The organism is Candidatus Bathyarchaeota archaeon (assembly GCA_029882535.1).
Taxonomy (GTDB): domain Archaea; phylum Thermoproteota; class Bathyarchaeia; order Bathyarchaeales; family SOJC01; genus JAOUKM01.
Genome location: JAOUKM010000013.1, coordinates 26,034 through 35,703 on the forward strand (window position 1 = coordinate 26,034; position 9,670 = coordinate 35,703).

Annotated in this window: 12 protein-coding genes; 6 read left to right on the forward strand and 6 right to left on the reverse strand. The window is 42.2% G+C overall.

All coding sequences use genetic code 11. The annotated features are described in order from the left end of the window. Window positions 1–32: 32 nt before the first annotated feature. Window positions 33–443, reverse strand: coding sequence for a hypothetical protein (locus OEX01_05010; GenBank protein ID MDH5448346.1), 411 nt, complete (start codon window positions 441–443; stop codon window positions 33–35). Window positions 444–594: 151 nt separating this feature from the next. On the opposite strand from OEX01_05010, the gene OEX01_05015 reads away from it, so the two are divergent. The 5 genes from OEX01_05015 to OEX01_05035 all read left to right on the forward strand — a co-directional run bounded on the left by OEX01_05015 (window position 595) and on the right by OEX01_05035 (window position 3,531). Then, window positions 595–1,023, forward strand: a complete 429-nt coding sequence (locus OEX01_05015) for a helix-turn-helix domain-containing protein (protein MDH5448347.1) — start codon at window positions 595–597, stop codon at window positions 1,021–1,023. Window positions 1,024–1,083: 60 nt separating this feature from the next. Then, window positions 1,084–1,299 carry a hypothetical protein gene (locus OEX01_05020; GenBank protein MDH5448348.1) on the forward strand — a complete coding sequence of 72 codons (216 nt, stop codon included), beginning with the start codon at window positions 1,084–1,086 and terminating at the stop codon, window positions 1,297–1,299. Between the two features lie 109 nt (window positions 1,300–1,408). Then, complete coding sequence (locus OEX01_05025) at window positions 1,409–1,861, forward strand: DUF3788 domain-containing protein (protein ID MDH5448349.1); 453 nt, start codon at window positions 1,409–1,411, stop codon at window positions 1,859–1,861. Between the two features lie 58 nt (window positions 1,862–1,919). Beyond that, the gene (locus OEX01_05030; protein MDH5448350.1) at window positions 1,920–2,780 is read left to right on the forward strand and encodes an aldo/keto reductase; all 861 of its coding nucleotides are present in this window, start codon (window positions 1,920–1,922) and stop codon (window positions 2,778–2,780) included. Window positions 2,781–3,075: 295 nt separating this feature from the next. Beyond that, a complete protein-coding gene (locus OEX01_05035) occupies window positions 3,076–3,531 on the forward strand; it encodes a hypothetical protein (protein ID MDH5448351.1) in 456 nt (151 codons plus the stop codon). A 51-nt stretch (window positions 3,532–3,582) separates the two neighbouring features. Here OEX01_05035 and OEX01_05040 read toward each other — a convergent pair whose 3' ends face one another. After that, entirely contained in the window at window positions 3,583–4,650 is a 1,068-nt protein-coding gene (locus OEX01_05040) for a histone deacetylase (GenBank protein ID MDH5448352.1), read from the reverse strand. An 82-nt stretch (window positions 4,651–4,732) separates the two neighbouring features. Between OEX01_05040 and OEX01_05045 the strand changes: the two genes are divergently transcribed. Then, window positions 4,733–5,875, forward strand: coding sequence for a tyrosine-type recombinase/integrase (locus OEX01_05045; protein MDH5448353.1), 1,143 nt, complete (start codon window positions 4,733–4,735; stop codon window positions 5,873–5,875). Between the two features lie 242 nt (window positions 5,876–6,117). Here OEX01_05045 and OEX01_05050 read toward each other — a convergent pair whose 3' ends face one another. The 4 genes from OEX01_05050 to OEX01_05065 all read right to left on the reverse strand — a co-directional run. Beyond that, complete coding sequence (locus tag OEX01_05050; GenBank protein MDH5448354.1) at window positions 6,118–7,203, reverse strand: hypothetical protein; 1,086 nt, start codon at window positions 7,201–7,203, stop codon at window positions 6,118–6,120. 288 nt (window positions 7,204–7,491) lie between these two features. Continuing rightward, the gene (locus tag OEX01_05055; protein MDH5448355.1) at window positions 7,492–8,364 is read right to left on the reverse strand and encodes a hypothetical protein; all 873 of its coding nucleotides are present in this window, start codon (window positions 8,362–8,364) and stop codon (window positions 7,492–7,494) included. Window positions 8,365–8,512: 148 nt separating this feature from the next. Then, entirely contained in the window at window positions 8,513–9,001 is a 489-nt protein-coding gene (locus OEX01_05060) for an emp24/gp25L/p24 family protein (GenBank protein ID MDH5448356.1), read from the reverse strand. A gap of 305 nt (window positions 9,002–9,306) precedes the next feature. Then, the coding region (locus OEX01_05065) for a M55 family metallopeptidase (protein ID MDH5448357.1) at window positions 9,307–9,670 on the reverse strand (364 nt) is incomplete at its 5' end.

The following is a 9,670-nucleotide window of genomic DNA, read 5'->3' on the forward strand; positions in this document are numbered from 1 at the left end:
GCGCACACTGAGTTATCATCGTATGACAACTATCAGAAGCAGTGATCAACTGTTATCTGAAGTGTTGTGAGATCTGCAGTCATGTCATATATATGTCCCAAGTCAGTTTCATCATAGCCCCAAACATAGTGTGCCCTTATTTGAGTATCATCAAAGGTTAGAGTAACAAGTCGACGCCAAACATATTCTCCCTTAACATGGATGAAAGTTGTCCCCGCTATCAATTCGGCTTCTTTCTCAGTCAAGCCGTCGCTTATGTTGACGCACACGAAGACATCCAGACGCTTCATACCGTTGACAACAGCCTCGAACTTAGTCACACCCGGAAGTGTTTCTTCATTTTCTTTGGCTCGTGTGCCTTCGTCTCTTGCAAGCCAAGCATAGGCTACAGAAGAAACGGCGATGGACACCATTATTACTATTACTAGCAGTTTCTTTCTCATTTTAATCATCAAAGAAAATAAAGATCTGAGAAACATTTAGTTCTATGCATTAGAACAAATGTTCTAAAATTAGAACAAGTAAACAATACGCGCGCTGAGGTGTTCGAAACTTATAAGCCAATTGACTGTAGATTGTCCTCAGGGGCTGCTAATGGAGGATGTTAAGTCAAAGCTGAAGGGTACAACCCTTCAGGTATACTGGCATCTTCTGAGAAGTGGGAAACCCACTACCATCAGGCGTCTTCAAAGAGAACTAGGTCTTTCAAGTCCAAGCGTGGCATCTTATCATCTTGAGAAGCTTTTGGACATGGAGCTCATCAGGAAAAACGCTAAGGGAGACTACGAACTTAGGAAAACAGTTAGCTTGGAGGTGATGAGCTCCTTTGTAAGGATTAGCCAGCTGATGATTCCGAGATACGTGTTTTACACGATCTTTTTCTTTACTCTTCTAATTGTGTTTGTAGTTGGATATGCTCACGCACTGTCCATACAAGGCATCTTCGCTTTAGCTTTTGGAGGAAGCGGACTTGTCATCACAGCATACGAAACTTGGAGACAATGGAGGTTGAAACCTATTTGACCAGTGTTCTAAAGAATAGAACTATAGCTATTAAAAGCCACGAATACTTGGAGGGTAAAAATGCAGATTAAATTATTGCACGCGATTTTATCTGGAGCATTAATAGCCTTTGTACTCGGTTTCTATCTAATCCCTGAGACTTGGCAAATGATGAGCCGAGAACCAACTTTCGAACCAATTACTACTGGCATGGCAACCATAGGAATTGTCGCATCAGTCGCTATTATAGCAATCACTCTGCTCTCGTTTAAATTGGTGAGAAGAATAGAAGAGTAAGTGGGCACTCAATCCGCGCGCGCATAAAATCTTAGATATAAGCAGTAGTTAGGTGCATATGTAGTAGGTTGGAAGGGGTAGAAAATGATATTCAAGGAGACATTGACGAATGGAGAAGGTCGCAACGATGACCGAGAGTTATTTCACTGACCCAAAGCACCAACCGACTCCGGAGGAAATCCGATCGGCTCTAGGCTCTTGCTTCCCACTCTGGGAGCGCTTGACCATCTTCATCGAGAAGTCCTACCGGATAGAAGGAACCTGGAGCACATGGGGCCCAGCCAAGAGCGGCTGGAATCTCCGCTACCGGCGAAACGGCAAATCACTGACTGCGCTACATCCACAGCGGGAACGAATCCTTGCGCAGATCGTACTCGGCAAGGCTCAGGCCGAGCGTGCCCTGCAGCTTGAGCTCGGAGAGAAGATCTCGCGGATGCTGCAGGAGGCCCCGCAGTTGCGAGACGGGCGTTGGCTGTTCATTCCAGTGACCAGCGAATCCGATGCAAAGGATGTGGAGAAGCTGCTGCTGACAAAGATGCGACCGCCTCGGAACACATTATAAGGGCTATGGCGATACCAACTGAGCTTACGCAGCTTGAGTAAAACGGAGGAACATTGAGATGATTCCGAGACAGGAATTCGGACGTACAGGACATCAAAGCACACGCGTCATTTTCGGCGCCTATGCGCTCAACAAAGCAACGCAGGCAGAAGCGGATAGCGCATTGGCGCTGTTGCAAGAATACGGAGTGAATCACATCGATACCGCGCCCATGTACGGCAACGCAGAGAAGGTCATCGGGCCTTGGTTGGCCAAGCATCGAAATGACTTCTTCGTTGCCACCAAAACCCGCAGACGCTCACGCCCAGGAGCCTTGGACAATCTGAAGCGATCGTTGGAACGGCTACGCGTCGACTACATCGATCTCTGGCAAATGCATGGCCTGACCAACCCGGCAGGTTGGGAAAAAGTGATGGGGCCTGAGGGCGCCTTGGAGGCCTTTATTGAAGCGCGTGATAAAGGTTTGGTGCGGTTTCTGGGCGTCACAGGCCACGGTAACAAAGTGCCGGCAATGCACAAACGCAGCTTGGAGCGTTTTGATTTCGATACAGTCTTATTGCCGTACAACTACGTGCTGATGCAGAATCCCCGTTATGCAGCTGATTTCAATGAGTTAGTTGGGTTGTGCCGTAAGCGCAACGTTTCAGTACAAACCATCAAATCCATTGCTCGGCGGCCGTGGGGGAACCGTCCCAAGACTTACAATACGTATTTCTATGAACCTTTAGAGACTCAAATTGCTATTGATAAGTCGGTGCATTGGTCATTGGGTTTCCCGGACAGCTTTCTGATCACAGCAGGTGATATGCAGCTTCTGCCCAAGATGTTGGATGCTGCCAATCGTTTTGAGAAGCGACCACCCGATATAGAAATGAGCGCTATTGTTGATGAGCTTGATATCCAGCCGATTTTCTCGTGAGTATTATTTTTTTGGGTAAAGTTTTATCAAACCAAACCAACCAAACGACGAGTGGCGGAAAAATCGCAGCACACGCCAGGATTTACTGCGCGCGCGCATGGCTTCACAAACAATACTTAAAGCCAGAGATTTGAAAACTAGCGAATTCATACAGCAATATGGTTCAAAAATTACCCTGGAGAAAGTACCTTTGTTCAGAAGCTTCACAAGACCTAAACTGAATGTTGAACCATAAGAACCAAAGAAACCCAACCTAATACAAAGAATATTAAGAGTAGTAATAGGAGCATGAAAGATGGGAAGAAAGAAAAGCGAAGACAATGATGTATCAATGTTTAGTGGGTTGACAGTTGAAGCCATTACATTTGATGATTTCTATACTTTGCGTTATCCAGTTGAAGAAGGAGAGGACATCATTTATCCAATATTGAAAGCGTTGAAGCAACAAGGATTAGATATAAATGATGAAGAATTTCTGAAACGATATTTCAAAGAGGATGAACTTTATCGAAGAAAACTGGAAGAAACTCTGAGTGAATCGTTACTAGATGACATAGTGAAAAATGCTCTAGTATTATGTGTTTATGAGCCTAGAACTGCTAGCACAGTTGTAAAGAAGGCGGTAGATTATGGACTAGCAACAAGAAAAACCAGACGTCGGCTACAACTCTCCGCAAACTTCCCCAACCAAGAACCCACACACTCATTCTCAGCAACAAATCTATCAACCTCAACCCTATCAACACTATAAAACGTACGCCGCAACATACCCCCACAATAAAACCTAAAGAAAATACAAGCTTTATCTAAAACATGCCCAATATTTCTTTAGAATCTGACTCAACTCTTTCACCGTAGCCTCAACACGCTCACGACACCAAGGTGGCTCAACCGGCGGCTCAGAAAGATCAGTTACCCTAATCTTTTCTACACCCGCAACTCCCGCCGCAAGAGCGTACCAACAGAGAGGCAACACACGAGGATTGTAGCCGCTGCCCACCAACAAAACAACCCTACCTCCGCAAACTTCCTCTGCAGCATTCGCAATAAGTCTCGACAAGTCAAAAAAATCCTTAACAGTCAAACCTAAACTGCCAAGGATATCAGCAAAATGCGGATCACTCCCCCCATTAGCCAAAACAATATCCGGCTTAAACTCCTTGGCAAGAGGAACAAAAATCTCTCTCAACGCAAAAAAGTACGTCTCACCTCTAGTTCCAGGCGGCAAAGGCACATTAACATTAAAACCCTCTCCATCACCTTTACCAATCTGGCCAACGAAACCAGTGCCTGGAAAAAGAGTTTTCGGATCTTGATGCACCGAAATAAACAACACCGAAGAATCAGAAAAGAAAATATCACTAGTGCCGTTTCCCGCATGCACATCATAATCCAAAATCAAAACACGCCTAACACCATGCTTCTCCTGAAGATACCTAGCCAGCATGGCAACATCGTTGAAGAGACAGAATCCCCCACCAAAGTCTTCTCCTGCATGGTGAAGCCCACCGCCAAGGGATACTCCTCGTTCAATCTCTCCACTGTAAATAGATTCTCCAATTTTCAATGCTCCACCCATAATGTACAGTGCCGCCTCGAGAATACTGGGTGATACCGGTGTGTCAAGGTCATATGGTCTGCCCTTTTCTGCGAAGTCAAAGATCAAGTCAACATAGCTTTTGTTGTGAACTCGCAACAAATCTTTTAATTTGGCAACTTCTGGTTTCAAAATACTGACGTTAGGCAAATTTAGTAATCCTTGCTCTTCAAAAAGCTTCATAGCGTTGCCAAAACGGTCGCCTCTGAAGGGGTGCCCAGGTCCAAAGTCATACTGCCGATATTTTTCGTGAAAAGCTATTCCAACACGCAACAAACACACTTCTTCTGTTATATGTTTTTGTAGTCATATTTAAATACTACTACTATAGCTCATTAGAGTGGACACGGTTAAAATGAAACTTGACAACAGAAACAAGTTTGATCCTGTTCAATGTTGGATAGATACCGTTGCTTTCTCTCATTCAACAAGCAAATACACAGCAAGAAACTATAGGCGGCACTTGCAGCTGTTCTTAGGGTTCATAGATAAGAAAGCAACTGAAGTTTTAGCAGAGTATGAGGACGGCAACGACAGAGAGTTCAAACGGAAATATGCGCAGTATTTGAAGGCTTGGATAGGAAGTTTAAGTCGAGAGTTCACAAAAAACACTATCAGAGTTATGGCAGCTAGCATTAAGAGTTTCTTCAAATACAACGATTTGCCACTTGGTTATGTCCCGATGGCTAAAGCCTTCACCTCACACCACAACAGGGATATAACTAAAGAAGAAATAGCAGAGGTTTTGAGAATAGCAAGACCCCGAGATAGAGCCTTTTTCGCGGTTATGGCTCAAAGCGGCTTAAGGCCCCATACACTCTGCCAGTTACGCATAAAACACTTTGAACCTGACTTCTCAAAAGAGAGAATACCATGCAAAATTGAAGTCCCTAGAGAGATCGCAAAAGGCAACTACAAATCTTATTTCACATTTATCGCGCAAGAGGCTCTTACACACCTCAGAGACTATTTGAAAACAAGATCAAGGATAACTAGAGAAAGCTATGTCTTCACACAGTACGGCAAAGAAACACCCATCACCTATTCAAACGTGAGCCACAGATTCAGAATTGCGCTTTTAAAACTCAAAGAAAAAGGGATAGTTGACTTCGAGCAGAAAGAAGCTGGAAAACCAAGCCAGCTAAGGCTCTACAATTTAAGAAAATGGTTTAGGAAGCAAGCACACCAGGCAGGGTTTGAGCTAGTTCAGTTTTGGATGGGTCACACTGTAGAAGCCGGGGTAGATGAACATTACAGACCGCAAGATCCTGAATTTTATAGAGAGCTCTATGTAGAAAAAGCCATGCCATTCTTGAGAATAGAGCAAGCTACACCTACCCAAACTGAAGAGGTCATAGCCAAGCAAGCCGAGCGAATCGAAGAGTTGGAAAGAAAACTAGCTGAGACGGCGGAGGTTAAGCAGGAGCTTGCAGACTTAAAGACGCTAACTAAAAGGCTGATTGCACGCGTTGAAGCGATGGAGAAACAGCAAAGCTAACACAGTTTCCCAAGGAGTACTATTTGCATTTATTTACTACACTCCAACTACTATGTAACCGCCGGTGTCAAGCTGAAAGCTACTATGGAAAATACGTCTTCAACACACCATTCGCACTAAGAGACTTTGTAGGTGTATCAGATATTGAGAGCTTAGGACCATATGTTAAGACTCAATGGAGAGATTATAGAGCTGGTTTGCTTGGCGAAAGTCAAAGTTAAACAACATCAATGTTTCAGTTATCACGAACCAGCGATTTTAGAGTATATTGAGATAATCTTCTCTGCGTTTGATTCGATTTCATCAGGTGGACCGATTTCGGAGGTTGTTATATAGTCTCTTGCTTTCTCAATCGATTTCTCTTTTCCTATTAAGACGTAGATTAGATAGAATAAGCTAATTCCTGCACCGAGCTCATCATATTTGGATGGAGTTATCCAAAGTTCTGCGAATTTTGTTATCTTTTCTCTTTCTTCACAAAGTTTGGAATCGAGTTCCGCAATAGTCCTCAAGCGAGCGTACCTCAATTCATCAACTAATCCATCCATAAAACGACCTTTATGTTCTCTAATCTTTGATTTAGCAATAGAGGCTATTTTCCTGTCTAACTCTTGTACCAGCGAGTTAGTCCTGATGAATGAAAGTAAAGAAGCCTTGTCAATCAAGACTGATGCAGGAGCCTCAACAATTTCTTTAGGAACGTTTCGCTCATATTCAAGCAGACCATCTCTTATTTGAATAAATTCGTCATCAGCAATTTCCAGAAGCCCAGCGAGTCTAGAGAAACGCCGCCGAACATCTCTTGGGACAGCATATTTGCTCTTATAACCTAGATCATGTTCGATTTCTGCCCACGCATGTTGGAGTATGGATCGTATCTGAATCTCAGCATGACAATTTGCGAAGCGTCGATATTCAGTAAGTTTCAAACGAGAAGCAGAGAGTTTAACAATGTAATGTAAAGAGAGATAGCCAAATCGATCCGGATCTAGTAACTCACGTTTGTCCACTGAACGCTTCCTGTCAACATTAAATTCTTTTTCAACCATTTCTGCTATCGAATCAACCTCGTCAGCGAAATATGTAATGATGCGCAGTCCTGATATATCTGGGACATCGCTCAGTTTTGAAAACTCTTTCCCTGATTGAGTCAAATTAGAATGAAGCTTTGCTTTATCCTTAACGCGAGAAGTAACAGAATGCACACATAGATGATTCTCCTTTAACAAATCTCTTATCAGTTTCTCCGCTTTTTCAGTGAAAGTCGTGAAAAGCTTGCATTGCTTCTCATACTCTTCTATTATCGCCGTTGCTGCATCCTTTTCCACTTAGATCACTAACCTCTCGATCGATTAGAGACAATTTGATCTTACCGATTTTACATTATTCAACTATTGTTTAAAGAGATTTTGATTGAGTATCAGATATAGAGAGTTTAGGCCGTTATGTAAGATACAATAGAGAGACTATGAAGAAAAGCTCCTTCGTAGAAAATAAATGGTTAATCTTAGTTATTAGATTGTTAGAAATAGTTAAATTTGCTTATCATCTTGCTTGGTCATTAAGAACGATCATTTCATAATTATTTGTAGACATCCATTTTTCTCAAGTTATTGTTAAGTTTCGATTCCTTGAACGATATGATTTAAGATTTTTTTGCCGATATTGATGAGTTGTTCATTGAATTTTTGAGGTGTTTCAAATTTCTCAAGAGGTGTTTTTACTGTGTAAAAAGTTATGCTTGCCCCTACAGATTTTCCATGAACTGATTGTCCTCTATAGAGAGGATGTACGAAGTATGTATCATATCCAGCTACGTGGATCGAAAAAACACCTTTGGAGGGAGACAACCTCTCTTGAAGATAGGTGATATGACTATACGTCAATATTAGCTCACGAAGCTCTTCATCCTCAGCAATTGTGCGTTTCCACTTTTCTGGTTGTTGTTTCCATTTCTGAAAATCTTTAGTTTTTTGTGGCACCGTGATAAACGGTAGGAACCTGTATGGCAAAATCTTCTTGTCGGGCTTTCCCGTACTCCATAACGGAGTCTTCATAACATTCTGCGTTGGAGAAAGGAATTTGTAGATAGTGAACGAAAGCATGTTCGATGTTGTGGGGGTCACTTCTAAAAAGAAATCATCGAATAATTCGCAGTAGGCTTGATAGGCAAGAGGACCAATGCATACTATAGCCCAGTGTTTAATCAGATCGGAGATGGAATTAACAAATTCAATGCACATTTCTTTGCTTTTTCTCAACCTCCGATGTACAGTAATCGGAAGAATGATAGAACAGCCTAAACAAATGCTTCCTGCCAATACTTCCATAGAGGATAGAGCTGTTGAAACTGAGAACCCACGAACGAGAACCAATATTCCCAGTACTACAAAAAAAGGGATAAATGCGTAAATTATTACTCGTGCCAGCTTGCCAGCAAGAGATTTCGTATCATAACTTGGCTGAAGATTAACACTTGTTTTTGTCACTATCAAAATTCCCCGTGATACATGCTCTCCATTCTACATTATCCACTAATGCAGAATAAAAGCTTAGGGCCTTATGTTAAGACACAGTGGAGAGCTTTTCAAGATATATTGCTTGGGAATTAAGAAAAATAATAGACTAGATTAGTCACTATGTCCGCTTTTTAATCCATAGCCCTCTGGTGCTATAGATCAAGATAATCAAACCTACAAACATCAGCGATAGGCCTAGAACTTCAAACCTGTTAATGCTAGGTTCGTATGGCGAAAGAAAGCTTGCATGTACAGTCTTTTTGCTGGCATATTCCTGATTGTCAAAATAAAAACTGTAGATCCCAGAATTTCCTGCTGTAAAACCGTGCCAAAGTCGGGTTTTCACAATTCCAGCATCGTAGATAATTGCTCCAGAAGGATTTTTTATGTAGAATTTTATCTCTTCGTTTCCACCGCTAACTGTGAATCCACCCTCAGTTCTGTCACCGTTTTCAAGGTACCATGATAGTTGAAGCACGTCTCCTCCTTCTACATCGTAGTCCCCTTTTCCTACAGTTCCTTTCATCCAAAAAAAAGTAAGATAAGCTCCTAAAACAATGATGATCAGCCCAGTAAACAACATGAAGCCTAAAGCAATTTTCTTCATAGTCAGCATCATTTTACATTATTCCACTATTATGATATGAATTTATCCTTGTGTCAATGAGGCACCGCAAAAAGGACAGAAATCGAAGTTTGCTTTGGAGATTTGCTTCCCACATTTAGGGCATTTAGGAACTGTTGTAGATAGTTTCTGAGCTATTCTTTTTTCCTTAGCACTGTAGTAACTATGAACGAGGTATGAAAGTGTTCCACCTATAATCGAGACAGTTATCCATGTTGGAAATCCCCACCCCACAACACGACCAACGTGTCAAAGCATGCATGCCTTTTCGAGTGTTATTATCACTGTTAGTACTTTACAGATGGAAAAGGTTGTTCGCTTTTTATCCTCTTCCTTCTTTGTTCCTCCCATTCTTTTTTTCGTTCTTTCACCTGCTGCATGTCGTCCGTTAGGGCTTTGACCATAAACATTAAAAGATCTTCGAGGATATGCATACGTGATACAACTCTGCATGTATTGTAGGCTAACCAGCCTTCCAAGTAATCATCTGCGATGTAAGTAACTTTATTCTCTCCTGTTCTTTCGGTCCTTGGGAACCGAGCTGCTGTAGAAGCCATCTGCTTTTCAGAATACAAAATGTCTATTCTAACTGGAGAGGCTACTCTTTGAGGGGTGAATGCCTCCAAGTTACGCATTGCTTTGCATGAAGCT

Excerpts from the sequence above, each read along its gene's own strand:
- OEX01_05025 (MDH5448349.1), top strand. The coding sequence starts at position 1,409 with ATGGAGAAGGTCGCAACGATGACCGAGAGTTATTTCACTGACCCAAAG.
- OEX01_05020 (MDH5448348.1), top strand. The coding sequence starts at position 1,084 with ATGCAGATTAAATTATTGCACGCGATTTTATCTGGAGCATTAATAGCC.
- OEX01_05060 (MDH5448356.1), bottom strand. The coding sequence starts at position 9,001 with ATGAAGAAAATTGCTTTAGGCTTCATGTTGTTTACTGGGCTGATCATC.
- OEX01_05010 (MDH5448346.1), bottom strand. The coding sequence starts at position 443 with ATGAGAAAGAAACTGCTAGTAATAGTAATAATGGTGTCCATCGCCGTT.
- OEX01_05015 (MDH5448347.1), top strand. The coding sequence starts at position 595 with ATGGAGGATGTTAAGTCAAAGCTGAAGGGTACAACCCTTCAGGTATAC.
- OEX01_05045 (MDH5448353.1), top strand. The coding sequence starts at position 4,733 with ATGAAACTTGACAACAGAAACAAGTTTGATCCTGTTCAATGTTGGATA.
- OEX01_05035 (MDH5448351.1), top strand. The coding sequence starts at position 3,076 with ATGGGAAGAAAGAAAAGCGAAGACAATGATGTATCAATGTTTAGTGGG.
- OEX01_05030 (MDH5448350.1), top strand. The coding sequence starts at position 1,920 with ATGATTCCGAGACAGGAATTCGGACGTACAGGACATCAAAGCACACGC.